Origin of the sequence: Bradyrhizobium murdochi, from assembly GCF_000472965.1 — a bacterium.
Classification (GTDB): Bacteria; Pseudomonadota; Alphaproteobacteria; order Rhizobiales; family Xanthobacteraceae; genus Bradyrhizobium; species Bradyrhizobium murdochi.
Genome location: NZ_AXAU01000018.1, coordinates 44,124 through 59,716, shown reverse-complemented (window position 1 = coordinate 59,716; position 15,593 = coordinate 44,124). Strand labels below are relative to the sequence as shown.

Here is a 15,593-nt window from a genome sequence, read left to right as displayed (position 1 = left end):
GGGAGCGTGCCCACCATCTTGCACGCGGTAAGACTCGGTGGGCACGTCGCTAGCGCTCCTTTGCCCACCCTACAAATCCGCCTTGTGGAGAACACCCATGTCCATCGTCAGCGCCGATGTCGAGCCGCTCACCTTCGTGTTCGAGGATGATGGCCTCGTGCCCAATAATCCCCTGCCGTTGCTGGTTTACAAGGGCGCGGTCTATGTCGCCAACGATCACCCGGAAAGGACCATCGAGGCGCTGTTCGGCGGCAATGGCTGGGGTGCGATGTGGCGCAACGGCGTTTATGACTACGCACACTACCACGCCACGGTGCATGAGGCGCTCGGCGTCGCCCGCGGCCGGGCCCGCGTCCGCTTCGGCGGCAGCAACGGCAAGGAGCTCGAAATCACGCCGGGCGATGTCGCGATCCTTCCCGCCGGCACCGGGCATCAATGCGTGTTCGCCAGCCCTGATTTCTGCGTGGTCGGCGCCTATCCGCCGGGACCGCCGATGCAGATCACGCGCCCGACGCCGGAGAACCACGCCAAGGCGCTGAAGACGATCCCAGAAGTGAAGCTGCCGAAGACCGATCCGGTGCTGGGCGAAGACGGGCCGCTGGTGCGGCTATGGAAGCGCGGCACGCGATGAGGCGGGGCGCCGTCATCCGCGCCTGGCAATCGGGACATTAGGTTCGGACAAAGCCTCCGGCATCGGCTCGCTCGATGCTGGCCGCCATGCAGCATAAAGGCACTGTCGCGCAGGCCCGCTTAAATTGATTATCGGAATCGCGCAGCAGCGCGTTCTTTGCGCGCGTCGATTAGCGCGGCGTAATCCACCGCCCTGTGTAGGGAACATGGCGGGTTACGCTTCGGCTAATTCTACTGCGTCATAACTTCTCAGCCCCTCATCCTGAGGAGCCCGCGAGAAGCGGGCGTCTCGAAGGATGTAGGCCACAGACGGGGCCTCATGGTTCGAGACGCGCTTCGCGCTCCTCACCATGAGGGTTTATGACGCAGTAGGGCTAACCCGCCCCACTCCGGCCACTCACGCCACGTTGGCGCCTTCCTGGCGGCTGGCCTCGAACAGGAACCAGGTGCGGCGCTCGGTCTCGTCGATGAAAGTCTCGAGCAGGCCCGCAGTGCCGGAATCCTCATGCTCGTCGGCAAGCTTGTGCGCCTTGCGCATCGCCGCCGCCACATGCTTGTTGTCTTCCATCAGTTCGCGCAGCATTTCGCGCGGCGGCACGTAGTCCTCGTTATTGTCCTTGATGGTCTGCAGCTTGGCGACCTGCCCGATCGAGCGCAGCGTGGTGCCGCCAAGTTTGCGGACCCGTTCAGCGAGTTGGTCGGTGGTGGCAAAGATCGCTTCCGACTGCTCGTCCAGCAGAAGGTGATAGTCGCGGAAATGACGGCCGCTGACGTGCCAGTGGAAATTCTTGGTCTTCAGATAGAGTGCAAACGCGTCCGCCAGCAGCGTATTGAGTGAGGCGGAGATCTTGTCCACGGCGGCCGGCGGCAGGTCGGTCGGCGTATCGAGGTCGGCGGATACCTTGTCGGATTTATTGCTGGTTTTGCTCACGTTGAACCTTCCTGTTAGGAATTGGGCACGACGGCATTGGCAGCGAGCGCCGGACCGTCTAACGCCCCACCTAGGTACCGGTTCCGTTGCCGGAACCCCCAGTTTTGCCGGACCCGACTGCGATGGACGAATGGATCGACTACTACGACTCCACGCATACGATTTATGTGAGCAGGCTGCATCGCGACCTGCATTTCCAGATCATCGCACGCGATATCATCGGCTATATCGCTTCGCCCGACTCGGTCGTGCTGGACTATGCCTGCGGCGAAGCGCTGTCGGCTGCCAAGGTGGCGGACGCCTGCGCAAAACTCTATCTGGCCGAACCGGCGCCCGGCGTCCGCGGCCGGCTGATCGCGCGGTTTGCGCCGAACACCAAGATCCGCGTCCGTTCGCTCGAGGATCTCACGCGAATGGCGGAAAGCTCGGTCGATCTCGTCGTCATGAATTCGGTCGCGCAATACATGACGCCAGGGGAGCTGGATTCGGCGCTTGCCGTCATTCGCCGGTTGTTGAAGCCCAACGGACGGCTGGTAGTGGGTGATGTCCTGCGCCCCGACGTCGGCATGTTCAGAGATGTGCTGGCGCTCTTGAAATTCGCACGCTCTCACGGTTTCCTCAAAGACGCCCTGTACGGACTCGCCAGCACGGCGCTGTCGGACTACCGCCAACTGCGCACGCGCGTCGGGCTGCAGCGCTACAGCGAAGACGAGATGATCGAGAAGCTCGCCACCTCAGGCTTCACCGCCTCCCGCGCGCATCAGAATATCGGCCACAACCCGTGGCGGATGACGTTCGTCGCGCGGCACGCATTCCAACGCCATTGAGCACGACGCGCGCTAGGGTTGTTAACCCTAAAGCACGGTAAGGATGGTTCACCGCGCCGTGATGGGCAATGATTGCTACGGCCCGGTGGCGGAAGCGTCGACGCGGGAGCAGTGCAATGCTCTTTATCCTGGTTCAAATCCAGGCCGGGCCTCCACGCTTCGCCCTGACGGGCTACGCGTGGCGCAGCCACGCCGGAGACCGGCGGGGCAAAGCGTGTCCGGCGTAGCTTGAGCAAAGCGAAAGCGTAGACGGACTGGCCTCCTCGCTTCGGACCGAGCGCCAAATCCCTGAATTCCCCGTTGATGGCCCGTTTTTGGGGGTTTCGCGGGTGCGGAATCTGGTCTAAAGACCACCCGCGCGCGAGGGTGACCCGCGCTCTTGGCTTAGGGGACGCGCGGCTGCGCGCCCTTTTTTTGTGCCCAAAATCCAGTCTGAGAGCTGATGCCCAAAAGAACTGATATCTCCACCATCCTGATCATCGGCGCCGGTCCCATCGTGATCGGCCAGGCCTGCGAATTCGATTATTCCGGCACCCAGGCGGTGAAGACGCTGAAAGAAGAGGGCTACCGTATCGTCCTCGTCAATTCCAATCCGGCCACGATCATGACCGATCCGGAATTGGCTGATGCGACCTATATCGAGCCGATCACGCCCGAAATCGTCGCCAAGATCATCGAGAAGGAGCGCTACGTCATCCCTGGCGGCTTTGCGCTGTTGCCGACCATGGGCGGCCAGACCGCGCTGAACTGTGCGCTGTCGCTGCGCCGTCAGGGCACGCTCGACAAATTCGACGTCGAGATGATCGGCGCCACCGCTGACGCGATCGACAAGGCCGAAGACCGCCAGCTCTTCCGCAACGCGATGGAGAAGATCGGCCTTCAGACGCCGAAATCACGGCTCGCCAATGCCTCGGCGCTGAAGAAGTCCTATCGCGACAAATACCTCGCCGAACGCGAGAAGCTATCCGGCGACGCGCTGGATGAGCTCGAACGGCAATGGACGATCGGCGAAAACGAGCGCCGCAAGCGCTATCAAGAGCATGCGCTGGGCGAGGCGATGATGGCGTTGTCCGAAATCGGACTGCCCGCGATCATCCGCCCCTCCTTCACCATGGGCGGCACCGGCGGCGGCATCGCCTACAACAAGGAAGAATTCCTCGACATCATCGAACGCGGGCTCGACGCTTCCCCGACCAACGAAGTGCTGATCGAGGAATCCGTGCTCGGCTGGAAAGAGTTCGAGATGGAGGTGGTGCGCGACAAGAAGGACAATTGCATCATCGTCTGCTCGATCGAGAACCTCGATCCGATGGGCGTGCACACCGGCGATTCCATCACCGTGGCGCCGGCGCTGACGCTGACCGACAAAGAATACCAGATCATGCGCGATGCCTCGATCGCGGTGCTGCGCGAAATCGGCGTGGAGACCGGCGGATCCAACGTGCAGTTCGGCGTCAACCCCGACGACGGCCGCATGGTGGTGATCGAGATGAACCCGCGCGTGTCGCGCTCCTCGGCGCTCGCATCAAAAGCCACCGGCTTTCCGATCGCAAAAGTCGCCGCCAAGCTCGCGGTCGGCTACACGCTCGATGAAATCGCCAACGACATCACCGGCGGCGCCACGCCCGCCTCGTTCGAGCCGACCATCGACTATGTCGTGACCAAGGTCCCCCGCTTTGCGTTCGAAAAGTTTCCCGGCGCCTCCGCCACGCTGACGACCTCGATGAAGTCGGTCGGTGAAGTCATGGCGATCGGCCGCACGTTCCAGGAGAGCCTGCAGAAGGCGTTGCGCGGGCTCGAGACCGGACTGACCGGGCTCGACGAGATCGAGATCGAGGGGCTCGGGCGCGGCGACGACAAGAACGCGATCCGCGCCGCGTTGGGCACGCCGACGCCGAACCGCATCCTGCAGGTGGCGCAGGCGATGCGACTCGGCTGGTCGAACGAAGACATCTTCAATTCCTGCAAGATCGATCCGTGGTTCCTCGCCGAGATGCGCGGCATCATCGACATGGAAGCGAAGATCAGGACGCACGGCCTGCCGCCGAACGGCTATGGCATGCGCATGCTGAAGGCGATGGGCTTTTCCGACGCACGGCTTGCCGTGCTGTCTGAATCCACCGAAGCCGAGATCACCGCGAAGCGTCACGCGCTCGGCGTACGCCCCGCTTTCAAGCGCATCGACACCTGCGCCGCCGAATTCGCCTCCCCCACCGCCTACATGTATTCGAGCTATGAAGCGCCGTTTGCGGGCGCGCTGGCCGACGAGAGCGCGCCCTCCGACCGCAAGAAGGTCATCATTCTCGGCGGCGGCCCGAACCGGATCGGCCAGGGCATCGAATTCGACTATTGCTGCTGCCACGCCTGCTTCGCGCTCGACGATGCCGGGTATGAAACCATCATGATCAACTGCAATCCGGAGACGGTGTCGACCGACTACGACACCGCCGACCGGCTGTATTTCGAGCCGCTCACGGCCGAGGACGTGCTGGAAATCGTCGCCACCGAGCGGCAGAACGGCACGCTGCACGGCGTGATCGTGCAGTTCGGCGGCCAGACCCCACTGAAGTTGGCGCGCGCGCTGGAAGCCGCCGACGTGCCGATCCTCGGCACCTCGCCCGACGCCATCGACCTCGCCGAGGACCGCGACCGTTTCAAACGCGTTCTCGACAAACTGAAGTTAAAGCAGCCGAAGAACGGCATCGCCTATTCAGTCGAGCAGGCGCGGCTGGTCTCGGCCGATCTCGGCCTGCCGCTGGTGGTGCGTCCGTCCTACGTGCTGGGCGGCCGCGCGATGCAGATCATCCGCGAGGAAACCCAGCTCGACGATTACCTGCTCGGGACGCTACCCGAGCTGGTGCCGGCCGACGTCAAGGCGCGCTACCCCAACGACAAGACCGGGCAGATCAATACCGTGCTCGGCAAGAACCCGCTGCTGTTCGACCGCTATCTGTCCGATGCCACCGAGATCGACGTTGACTGCCTCTGCGACGGCAAGGACACCTTCATCGTCGGCATCATGGAGCATATCGAGGAAGCCGGCATTCACTCCGGCGATTCCGCCTGTTCGCTGCCGCCGCATTCGCTGGATGCGAAGATGATCGAGGAGCTCGAGCGGCAAACCCGCGAGCTCGCACTCGGCCTCGACGTGGTCGGGCTGATGAACGTGCAATATGCGATCAAGGACGGCGAGATCTACGTGCTCGAAGTCAATCCGCGGGCGTCGCGTACCGTTCCGTTCGTCGCCAAGGTCGTCGGCACGCCGGTGGCGAAGATCGCGGCACGGATCATGGCCGGCGAGAAGCTCGCCGATTTCAAGCTGAAGAAGAAACAGCTAGGCCATGTCGGCGTCAAAGAGTCGGTCTTCCCCTTCGCGCGCTTCCCCGGCGTCGATACCGTGCTCGGTCCGGAGATGCGCTCGACCGGCGAGGTGATGGGTATCGACCGCTCGTTCGAGGTGGCGTTCGCAAAAAGCCAACTCGGCGGCGGCACCCGCGTGCCGCGCAAGGGCACCGTCTTCGTCTCGGTGCGCGAGATCGACAAGACCCGTATCGCTGAGGCGGTCCGGCTCTTGCACTCGCTCGGCTTCAAGGTGATGGGCACCTCGGGCACCCAGCGCTTCCTCACCGACAAGGGCATTCCGACCGAGAAGGTTAACAAGGTGCTGGAAGGGCGGCCGCACATCGTCGATGCCATCACCAATGGCGACATTCAGCTCGTTTTCAACACCACCGAAGGGCCGCAGGCGCTGGCCGACAGCCGTTCGCTTCGGCGGGCTGCCCTCTTGCATAAAGTGCCGTATTACACCACTCTTTCGGGTGCTGTGGCGGCCGCCCAGGGCATTCGCGCCTATCTGGGCGGGGACCTTGAGGTCCGCACGCTACAGAGCTATTTTTCCGAAAACTGATCGTTCGGCGGGCGAAAATGCCCGCGAAACGATCGGCAATAAGCCGGCATGGCTGGAACCCACCGCCCGTTTGCATTGTAAGGCCCCTAACGGGGCCTAAATCAACGGGCTGGCGGGTTCGTGTGTCGAGTTCAAGGGCCTGATCGAAATCGAAAGCGTGGCTTGTGCGCGCAACTTTTGGCGGCTCGCACGAGGGAAGGACGGAAAGAGATGATGGACAAGGTTCCGATGACTGCTAGCGGATATGCCGCCCTGGAGATCGAATTGAAGCAGCGCCAGTCGGTGGAGCGTCCGCGCATCATCGAGCATATCGCCGAGGCGCGCTCGCATGGCGATCTCTCCGAGAACGCGGAATATCACGCGGCCAAGGAGGAGCAGTCGCACAACGAAGGCCGCATCGCCGAGCTCGAGGACAAGCTCGCGCGCGCCGACATCATCGACATCTCGAAGCTGTCCGGCGACACCGTCAAGTTCGGCGCGACCGTCACGCTGGTCGATGAGGACACCGAAAAGAAGGCAGTGTGGCAGATCGTCGGCGAGCCGGAAGCCGACGCCAAGAAGGGCCGCATCTCGATCACCTCGCCGCTGGCTCGCGCCCTGATCGGCAAGAAGAAGGGCTCGACCGTGGAGGTCGTGGCTCCCGGCGGCGCCAAGGCCTACGAGATCACCAAGGTCGAGTGGCGATAGAGCGCGATGACGTTCTTCGAATCGTCATCCCGCCCTATCTCATTTGTTCGAGCATGACCTCCGCGCAAACGCGTTCGGCGTTTGTCGCGAGGGAAAACCGGTATCCACTTTTCCGGATCATGCTGTAGTCACCTGCAAGTTACTGTTGCGACAAAGCCGCGTTTCCCACGCGGCTTTTTTGTTGCCGCCTTCCTGACGGGAATGTGAGTAGTGGTGCGGCGGATTTCAGAATATCCGAATCCCGGACGATGTTTATAGACTATAACTAACTGGAGCGGGGGCGTGCCGGCGTTGCGAAGCATCGGCATTCTGCGGCGATGAGCTGCAGGCTGCTGCCGAGGCGGCATCGTGCTGCGCTGCAATCGCAACAATGTCGCGAAGCGGCGCGGTGAAGGGGAATGATTCAATCTCAGGGGTGTTGTGTCGGCATCACACGCGATCCGACAAGACCGTGTAATCTCGTGGCGCTAAGCTTTTAGCGCGTCAAACAAAGGGGGACTAGAACATGGAACAAATCGACAAGATGCTCGCGAAATGGCAACCGCCGGCGCTGAGCCTGTTTCGCTTCATCACCGGGCTATTGCTGTTTCAGTACGGTGTCGCGAAGATTCTGAAGTTTCCGACAATTCCGGAGGGTAACGCTGCCGCGTTCCTCAACAAGGTGCAGTTGATGTCGCTATCGGGAGCCGCCGGTATGATCGAGTTGATTCTAGGCGGGCTCTTGCTGATCGGACTGTTCACGCAGCCCGTCGCCTTCATCCTTGCCGGCGAGATGGCCTTTGCCTATTTCATCGGTCATGCGCCGAGGGGCTTCTTTCCGCTCATCAACGCCGGCACGCTTGCGATCCTGTTCTGCTTCGCCTGCCTTTATCTTTCGACTGCAGGCGGCGGCCCGTACAGCGTCGACGCGATGCGGAAGAAGTGACTGAGCGTCAGCTCAGTCATTCCGGGATGGTGCGTAAGCACCAGACCCGGAATCTCGAGATTCCGGGTACGCGCTGTGCGCGCCCCGGAATGACTCTCAACCTCACCCCGCGACCTTCACATCGAGCGGCACCGCCGCTTCATATTTCGAATTGTGCAGCACCAGTGACGTCCTGACGTTGCGCACATGCGGCGCGGCCGTCAGATGCGTGACGAAATCCTGAAACGTCGCCATATCCGGCGCGACGCATTTGAGGATGAAGTCGACCTCGCCCGACAGCATCCAGCATTCCCGCACCAGGGGCTCGGCGCGGACGAAATCCTCGAACGCGCGCAAATCCGCATCCGCCTGGCTGGACAAATGGACGGAAGCAAACACGGTGACATCGAAGCCTAGCCGACGTGGATCCAACAGGCCCCGATAGCCCTGGATGTAGCCTTCTTCCTCCAGCGTGCGGACCCGGCGCAGGCAGGGCGGCGGCGAGATACCGACGCGCTTTGCCAGTTCCACGTTGGTGATTCGGCCGTCGGCCTGGATTTCGGCAAGAATTCGAAGGTCGATTTCGTCAAGATTCTTCGACACGCGCGTCGGGTTCCCTAATTCTGGCCGCGTGGGCTGGCCTTACTGGCAACTCTCTTAGCGCACGCCGTGCGGCTTGCGCAATTTTATTGCGCGCATGACGCCATATTTCGCGATTGTTACTTCAGTTCCGGGGAAAATTCGCTGGGATGAATTGCAAATCTTGCATAGCTACCCAGATATCTTAGACTTGGATTTGACACTTTCAGCGCCGCCGCGACCTCCTTCTAGGCGCTTCCTGCTCAAGTCATAAACAAAGCCCGAATAAGAGAGGGATCCGCCGATGCCTGCGCCTATCCATGCCAAGGTCGTCATTATCGGTTCCGGCCCCGCCGGCTACACCGCGGCGATCTACGCGGCGCGCGCGATGCTGGAGCCGGTGCTGATCCAGGGCATCCAGCCCGGCGGACAACTCACCATCACCACCGACGTGGAAAACTATCCGGGCTTTGCCGACGTCATCCAGGGCCCCTGGCTGATGGAGCAGATGGAGAAGCAGGCGGCCCATGTCGGCACCAAGATCGTCACCGATCTCGTCAACAAACTTGAACTGGCGCAGCGGCCGTTCCGACTGACCTGCGATAGCGGCGACGTCTATCTGGCGGAAACCGTGGTCCTCGCCACCGGCGCGCAGGCGCGCTGGCTCGGCATTCCCTCGGAAGAAAAGTTCAAGGGTTTTGGCGTCTCGGCCTGCGCGACCTGCGACGGCTTCTTCTACCGCGGCAAGGAAGTGATCGTGGTCGGCGGCGGCAATACCGCGGTCGAGGAAGCGATGTTCCTGACCAACTTCGCCTCGCAGGTCACCATCGTGCATCGCCGTGATCATTTCCGCGCCGAGCGCATCCTGCAGGATCGCCTGTTTAAGAATCCGAAGATCAAGGTGGTATGGGACTCGGCGATCCACGAGATCTGCGGCGCCGAGAACCCGACCAAGGTCACCCATGTGCGCCTGAAGAACGTCAAGACCGGCGCACTCACGAAGGTTGCGGCCGACGGCGTCTTCATCGCCATTGGCCACGCGCCGGCAACCGAGCTTGTCAAAGGCCAGATCAAGCTGAAGCCATCAGGCTATGTCGAGGTGGCGCCGAACTCGACCGCAACCTCGATACCCGGCCTGTTCGCCGCCGGTGACGTGGCGGACGAAACCTACCGCCAGGCGGTCACGGCTGCCGGCCTCGGCTGCATGGCAGCCCTCGAGGCCGAACGCTTCCTGGCTTTGCGCGCGAGCGATCGCGCAGCGGCTGAATAGTCATGCCTAGAACACGAGACGGATTTGACATGGACTGGGACAAGCTGAAGGTCTTTCACGCGGCGGCGGAAGCGGGAAGCTTTACCCATGCCGGCGAGCAATTGGGGCTCTCGCAATCCGCGGTGTCGCGGCAGGTCAGCGCACTGGAGCAGGAGCTTGCGGTTTCGCTGTTCCACCGCCATGCGCGCGGGCTCATCCTCACCGAGCAGGGCGATCTTTTGTTCCGCACGGCGCATGACGTCTTCATGCAGTTGCAGGCGGCGCGCGCAAAACTCACCGACAGCCGCGAGCGGCCGAGCGGCGACCTCAAGATCACGACGCCGCCCGCGCTCGGCATCAACTGGCTGATCCCGCGGCTCGACGAGTTCACCGCGCTTTATCCTGATATCCGCATCTCGCTGATCGTCACCGACGAGGATCTCGACTTGTCGATGCGCGAGGCCGACGTCGCGATCCGGACCCGCAAGCCGACCCAGCCCGACCTGATCCAGCGCAAGCTGTTCTCGATCGGCTTCCATGCCTATTGCTCGCCGGAATATATCAAGCGCTTCGGCACGCCGCGGACGCTGGACGACCTCGACTCGCACCGCATCATCATGCTCGGCGATGCGCAGGTGCCGCCGCATCTGCAGAACCGGAGCTGGCTGATCGATGCCGGCCGCAACGGCTCGGGCCCGCGCGAAGCCTACTTCAAGGTGAATAATATCTTAGGGCTCGTTCGCGCCTGCCAGCAGGGGCTCGGCATCGCCGCCCTGCCCGACTATCTGGTCGAGGAGAACAACCGCCTGGTGCAGTTGTTCGGCGAAACCGATTCGATCGCAGTGGATACGTATTTCGTCTATCCCGAGGAACTGAAGACGGTCGCACGCGTGCAGGTATTCCGCGACTTCGTGGTGAGCAAGGCACAGCGCTGGCCCTCCTAAGCGGACGACGTTTCGTCATTCCGCTTTCCGGATTAGCCTATTTTATAGAGGCCCCGCTCTTCGCATGACTGACATGCGGCTCGGACGGTTGCTGCAAGGCACTGATGAGGATCATAGTGCTCAAATGCTGAGCGGTCGCGTCGCGCATATGTCCCCCTCCTCCAGTGACGCGGCGGTTCAGTAATCCCTCTTGGAAGGTGATTGTGTCGGCCTCACGTGGCCAATACCTCAAGCCGGGCTCTTTCGGGCCCGGCTTTTTTTTGCGTCAGTGTCATGTTCCCGCACAGATTGACATTGAGGTTCTCGGCCTCCATCATCCGCACATGATCACGAGTTCGTGCGCAGCACTGTCGTCGAAAAAAGGTCCCCATCCGGGGACCCGAGATCGACGCGCGCGCTAGTCTGTCGCGAACCCACGATCCCGAACCCCGCCGTCTGGACGGGGTTTTTTGTTGGTCCCGTCTCCGGCGCTTACCCCCAAGGAGATGGAACGATGACTGCCCCTTCGACCAACGACCTGGCAAGCCGGCTGCAAGGCCTGTGGCTGCCGCTGATCACGCCGTTTCGCGACGGCGAACTCGACGAGGCATCGCTGCGCCGGCTCGTCCGACATTATGCGACTGGCCCCGTCGACGGCTTCATTCTCGCGGCGACGTCGGGCGAAGGCATGTCGCTCCGCGCAGACGAACTCGAGCGCCTGGTGACGCTGACGCAGAGCGAGCTCTCCGCCAGCCAGCGCCACTTTCCGATCCTGCTCGGCCTGTCCGGCGCCTCCACCGCGAAGATGCTCGATGCGCTGGATGAGACGGCGACCTGGCCGATCGACGGCTATCTGATCGCGAGCCCCTATTATATCCGGCCGACGCAGCGCGGCCTCGTGCAGCACTTCGCTGCCCTCGCCGATCACGCCTCATGGCCGATCGTGCTCTACAACATTCCCTACCGGACAGCCGTCAGCCTCACCAATGAGACGTTGCTGCAACTCGCGGAACATCCGAACATCGTCGGCATGAAGGATTGCGGCGCCGACCGCGCGCAGTCGATTGACCTTCTGGCGAGACGGCCAGCAGGCTTTCGCGTGCTGACCGGCGAAGACGCCGAGTATCACGACGCGCTCGCCGACGGCGCCGATGGCGCGATCCTGTTGTCGGCGCATCTGGAGACCGCGGCCTTCGCATCGCTGCGGACGCTGCTCGCGCAGGGCGACCGCGACGGCGCGCGGGCGTGCTGGAAGGAGCTCTCCCGGCTGACCCGGCTGTTGTTTGCCGAGCCGAGCCCGGCGCCTGCAAAATACTGGCTGGCGCGCAGCGGACTGATCGACAGCGCCGAGGTTCGCCTGCCGATGGTGGAGATAAGCGCCGAGTTGGCGGCGTTGCTCGACGAGGAGATCGAGCGGCGCAGGCCGCAGCTTTTGCGGCGAGCTTAAACATGCGATTGGCTCCCTCTCGCCCGATGGCGAGAGGGAGAAGCCGATTGCGCTATAAGCCCCTCATGGTGAGGAGCGCGAAGCGCGTCTCGAACCATGAGGCCGGCACTGTGGCCACATCCTTCGAGACGCAGGCTGCGCCTGCTCCTCAGGATGAAGGTTTGAGCAGCTATGGCGCTGCCCTAGCTGACCAGCAGGCGATAGGCCATCACGGGCGCGAAGCCGAGCAGCATCGCCTAGGCGGCGAATGACGACACCAGAAGAACGTCGTGCATGCTCTTGGCGTACTCGGCAATCGGAAATTTCTTGTCGTGCGTGCTCATCGCTTTCCCCCGTCGTTTTTCTGAGCGGGAGATCCATACGCTTAAAATTCTAATGTTACGGGCGAGGCTTCGATCGACTTTGACGCCGTGCGGTCAGGGAATGTTAACCAGGCATAGCGGTGGTTAATCGGCGGTAGCAGGTGCGGTCAAATGCAAGCGAAATCGCAAGCGGGTTTTTAAAACCGTTCGCGTATCAACATCCCCATACAACAGAAAAACGCGGGGGCGCGTCGTGCATTTCGAGAACAAGAGCATTCCTGGACAACAGGGTTTTTCAACCGAGGACATTCTGTGGGCTGTCGGCATCTGGTCGGTGATCCTGACGCTGTCGCCGGTCGTTGTGTTCTACGTCCTGATGGTGGCGTAAGAACACAAAAAGAAAAACGCGCGGAACACCGCGCGTCTTTGGCAGTCCAAAAAACAAAGCGGCGTTGTTACGCCGCCTGCTTGTGCATGGCGCCCGATGCCGACGCCGTTCCGCGGATCGCCTTGATCGAACGTTCGATCGCGCCCCACAGCCTGCTGATCTCCGCAGCCGCCCGGCCTTCCGCGTAATATTCGCGGGCGCCTTCGCCCTGGCTCAGCGCCATGATCAGATCGGCGCGGTTGGTGATCTGGCCGCTCCACACCGGCGCGCGGAATTTCGCCAGCGCTTCGCGCGCGAGGCTTACGATGCGGCTCTCGGCGCCGTCGCGTTCGGCAGGCGCACCGTTGATCACGACCGCGTAGGGCTTGCGCGCCGAACGGCAGGTCTGAATGGTTTCCTGCACCGCGTTGACGTCGAACACGCCGGGCCGCGCCGGAATGATCACCATGGTGGCGTTACGGATCGCATCGTCGACGACGGCCGACAAATTCGGCGGCGTGTCGATGAACACCCATTCGATGCCGTCGCGCTTGGCGGCAGCGACGATGCCGCTGACGGAATTCACCGCGGGCTTGATCGGCGGCTCGTTGGTGCCGCGCAATTTGTGCCAGAGCGTAAGTGAGCCCTGCGGATCGGCATCGACAAGCAGGATGGGCTTCGTTGCCTTATGAACATGGGCAGCGAGGTGAGCAGCCAGGGTACTTTTTCCCGAGCCCCCTTTACGTGATGCAAAAACAATTACGTTCATACCTTGGCCTCCAGTTGACCCCAGAAGCCGAAAATGAATCAGCGCGGTGATTCGTGAAAGAAAAATTTATCGCCCGCCGCGATGAAGCCACTTAATTGCCAATAAGGCTGGTTTTTGAGTCACACCGTGCAACCCCGGTGACCTTGAGAAGGAATCGAAAGCCCATCCTGCCTGGCTCACTGCGCGCCTTTTGCGCGCTCTCGCTCGAGTTTTGCGCGCTGACGTTCGAGCCATTTGCGTTCGATCCATCCAAGCCCCAGCGACAGCGGCTTCTGCAGCGGCGGGATGTCCTGCGCGAACAAAAGGAGTCCGAGCGGCAGCATCCAGAGCCCAAGCACCGGCAGGAAGCTGAGAAAGCCGCCGACGACCAGCAATATGGCGAGCGGTACTCGGACGTAGATCGACGACGGCTTGCGCACCCAACCTACGAACTTCGCCGGCCCCGGCGGCAACTTCCTCTCGAACCAGGCAAAATGCCGGTCGAGTTCTCTACTGTGATCTATCAATGAACCCTCTCCTCGTTCCCATGGGAGATGTTCATTGCAGACGCCGCAAACAAGGCGTCAGTCTGCCGCGCGAGGAAACCTTAAAATGGCGTAATCCGCGTCAAGTCGCAGGTTTCGCCGGCTTTTTGGTTTTGCGCGGCTTGGCGCTCACGGCCTTGCGCGGCGCTGCCGGCCGGATGATAGTCGGCCGGCCCACCGGCCGGGCCGTGATTTCATCGGGCTCGGGACGGAAGTGCGCCCGGCAAGCCGGCGAGAGCTGCGACTTGTTGCGCACCATGCAGGCGGTGACACGGCTGATGTCAGGGATATCCGGACTGCAGAGCCGGAACGCGTCGCCGGTGCAGGCCTGCTCCTGTTCGGGTGTGTAGGTCTGACTGACGGCGGGCGAGATCGAAACCGCGAGTGCGGCGGCAAGCAACAATCCGAGCTGAAAATTTTCGATCCGAAAGATCGCCATGAATTCCCCCAAAGCCGCAATGATTTACGGAATAGTGGGTGAACGGTTGGGGCTTGGCAAGCACGGCTGGACAACGCGCCACAGCACAAGTGTCGCGGCAGGCGAGCGGCAATTCAGGGAAGTGAAAGCTGGTACAGTTGGGTGGGCTCGAACCACCGACCTCCTGTTCCACAGACAGGCGCTCTAACCAACTGAGCTACAACTGCATCCCTCACGCGGAAGCCCCAAAGAGGGGGGCGCGAATTGGCCGGAAACTAGGTGCAACGCCGGCCTTTGGCAAGGCCGGGAAGCGTCCGATTATATAGTCGTTTTGGACGCGTGTTGCGTTCATTTGCGGTCGCGCCCGGAGCCCGGAAAAAAGTCTCTTAGGACAGCAAAAAGCCCGGGCCGCTTCGCCCGGGCTTTTCGTTGGCGATGCGGGCCCGATCAGGCGGCGGGCTTGTAGTACTTCGAGGCGGAGGCCTTGATCGGCTCGACGGTCTCGGTCGCAACCTTCTGGCCGAGCTCGGCAAGCTCCTTGGCCTGCGCGGTGAAGGCCTCGTACTGCTTCTTGGCGTGCGCAGTCCACAGCTCGAGCGCCGCCGCCGGCGTCTTCGCGCCGAGCAGCTCCTGCGCGAAATCGAGCGAGGACGAGGTGTTGGCCTTGAAGAACTCGATCAGCTTGGCGTTGTACTCGCTGGCGCCCTTGCTGGCGGTGGTGAACACGGCCTCGATGGTGCCATTGTGGGTCTCGGCTGCATCCTTGAACTTGGCGTAGTTGTCGCGGGCCTGCGAAACGCCCTTTTCAGCAAGTGCGCGCATCTGCTCGGGAACTTCGAAGGGAATGATGGAGGCGGAGAAGGGATCGGTGGAGCTGGTCACGGGTTGCATCCTTCACAATGGGGTTAATCGATGTTCCCCTGGCGGGGTGCCGGGCGGATGACCGGAAGGAACGCCAAAAGGGATCACGTACACACACGCACTCACGGAAGTTTGCCCATCCACGGGCTCGCCCAATAAGCACCCATATCGTGTCAAATTTGTGCAACGCACTGCAATTTCTGGTGCGACGCCGCATGGGGAACCCGCACCGGATGCGCTTTCCAGCCGGTCCATTTCGCGGTTGCAA

Annotated in this window: 15 protein-coding genes and 2 tRNA genes; 10 read left to right on the top strand and 7 right to left on the bottom strand. The window is 62.0% G+C overall.

Features of this window, described 5'->3' with window-relative positions; genetic code table 11:
* Positions 1-97: 97 nt before the first annotated feature.
* A complete protein-coding gene (locus YUO_RS0127750) occupies positions 98-631 on the top strand; it encodes a cupin domain-containing protein (protein ID WP_028350199.1) in 534 nt (177 codons plus the stop codon).
* A 396-nt stretch (positions 632-1,027) separates the two neighbouring features.
* On the opposite strand, the gene YUO_RS0127745 is transcribed toward YUO_RS0127750, so the two are convergent.
* Positions 1,028-1,561 (bottom strand): Dps family protein, encoded by a 534-nt coding sequence (locus YUO_RS0127745; protein ID WP_028350198.1) that lies wholly within the window; start codon positions 1,559-1,561, stop codon positions 1,028-1,030.
* 122 nt (positions 1,562-1,683) lie between these two features.
* On the opposite strand from YUO_RS0127745, the gene YUO_RS0127740 reads away from it, so the two are divergent.
* From YUO_RS0127740 to YUO_RS0127720, 5 genes are all read left to right on the top strand, one after another.
* A complete protein-coding gene (locus YUO_RS0127740) occupies positions 1,684-2,388 on the top strand; it encodes a class I SAM-dependent methyltransferase (protein WP_028350197.1) in 705 nt (234 codons plus the stop codon).
* 79 nt (positions 2,389-2,467) lie between these two features.
* Positions 2,468-2,543: transfer RNA gene (locus YUO_RS0127735), tRNA-OTHER, on the top strand.
* Positions 2,544-2,830: 287 nt separating this feature from the next.
* Positions 2,831-6,295, top strand: a complete 3,465-nt coding sequence (carB, locus tag YUO_RS0127730) for a carbamoyl-phosphate synthase large subunit (protein WP_028350196.1) — start codon at positions 2,831-2,833, stop codon at positions 6,293-6,295.
* 213 nt (positions 6,296-6,508) lie between these two features.
* Complete coding sequence (greA, locus tag YUO_RS0127725; protein WP_156908795.1) at positions 6,509-6,982, top strand: transcription elongation factor GreA; 474 nt, start codon at positions 6,509-6,511, stop codon at positions 6,980-6,982.
* Between the two features lie 514 nt (positions 6,983-7,496).
* Complete coding sequence (locus YUO_RS0127720; RefSeq protein WP_028350194.1) at positions 7,497-7,907, top strand: DoxX family protein; 411 nt, start codon at positions 7,497-7,499, stop codon at positions 7,905-7,907.
* Positions 7,908-8,009: 102 nt separating this feature from the next.
* On the opposite strand, the gene YUO_RS0127715 is transcribed toward YUO_RS0127720, so the two are convergent.
* Positions 8,010-8,489: an Lrp/AsnC family transcriptional regulator gene (locus YUO_RS0127715; RefSeq protein ID WP_028350193.1), complete on the bottom strand. Its 480-nt coding sequence runs from the start codon at positions 8,487-8,489 to the stop codon at positions 8,010-8,012.
* A gap of 280 nt (positions 8,490-8,769) precedes the next feature.
* Here YUO_RS0127715 and trxB point away from each other — a divergent pair, with 280 nt between their 5' ends.
* From trxB to YUO_RS48535, 4 genes are all read left to right on the top strand, one after another.
* Positions 8,770-9,735 (top strand): thioredoxin-disulfide reductase, encoded by a 966-nt coding sequence (gene trxB, locus YUO_RS0127710; protein WP_028350192.1) that lies wholly within the window; start codon positions 8,770-8,772, stop codon positions 9,733-9,735.
* A gap of 2 nt (positions 9,736-9,737) precedes the next feature.
* The gene (locus YUO_RS0127705; RefSeq protein ID WP_028350191.1) at positions 9,738-10,658 is read left to right on the top strand and encodes a LysR family transcriptional regulator; all 921 of its coding nucleotides are present in this window, start codon (positions 9,738-9,740) and stop codon (positions 10,656-10,658) included.
* Between the two features lie 493 nt (positions 10,659-11,151).
* A complete protein-coding gene (gene dapA / locus YUO_RS0127700) occupies positions 11,152-12,084 on the top strand; it encodes a 4-hydroxy-tetrahydrodipicolinate synthase (RefSeq protein ID WP_051379677.1) in 933 nt (310 codons plus the stop codon).
* A 555-nt stretch (positions 12,085-12,639) separates the two neighbouring features.
* Positions 12,640-12,774 carry a hypothetical protein gene (locus YUO_RS48535; protein WP_283806430.1) on the top strand — a complete coding sequence of 45 codons (135 nt, stop codon included), beginning with the start codon at positions 12,640-12,642 and terminating at the stop codon, positions 12,772-12,774.
* 67 nt (positions 12,775-12,841) lie between these two features.
* Here YUO_RS48535 and YUO_RS0127680 read toward each other — a convergent pair whose 3' ends face one another.
* The 5 genes from YUO_RS0127680 to YUO_RS0127660 form a co-directional block, all read right to left on the bottom strand.
* A complete protein-coding gene (locus tag YUO_RS0127680; protein ID WP_028350188.1) occupies positions 12,842-13,522 on the bottom strand; it encodes a ParA family protein in 681 nt (226 codons plus the stop codon).
* A gap of 176 nt (positions 13,523-13,698) precedes the next feature.
* On the bottom strand, positions 13,699-14,028 hold the full coding sequence (locus YUO_RS0127675; protein WP_028350187.1) for a hypothetical protein: 330 nt from the start codon (positions 14,026-14,028) through the stop codon (positions 13,699-13,701).
* A gap of 100 nt (positions 14,029-14,128) precedes the next feature.
* A complete protein-coding gene (locus tag YUO_RS0127670; RefSeq protein WP_028350186.1) occupies positions 14,129-14,485 on the bottom strand; it encodes a hypothetical protein in 357 nt (118 codons plus the stop codon).
* Positions 14,486-14,614: 129 nt separating this feature from the next.
* Positions 14,615-14,691 (bottom strand) — tRNA-His (locus YUO_RS0127665).
* Positions 14,692-14,911: 220 nt separating this feature from the next.
* Entirely contained in the window at positions 14,912-15,346 is a 435-nt protein-coding gene (locus YUO_RS0127660; protein ID WP_028350185.1) for a phasin, read from the bottom strand.
* Between the last annotated feature and the right edge of the window lie 247 nt (positions 15,347-15,593).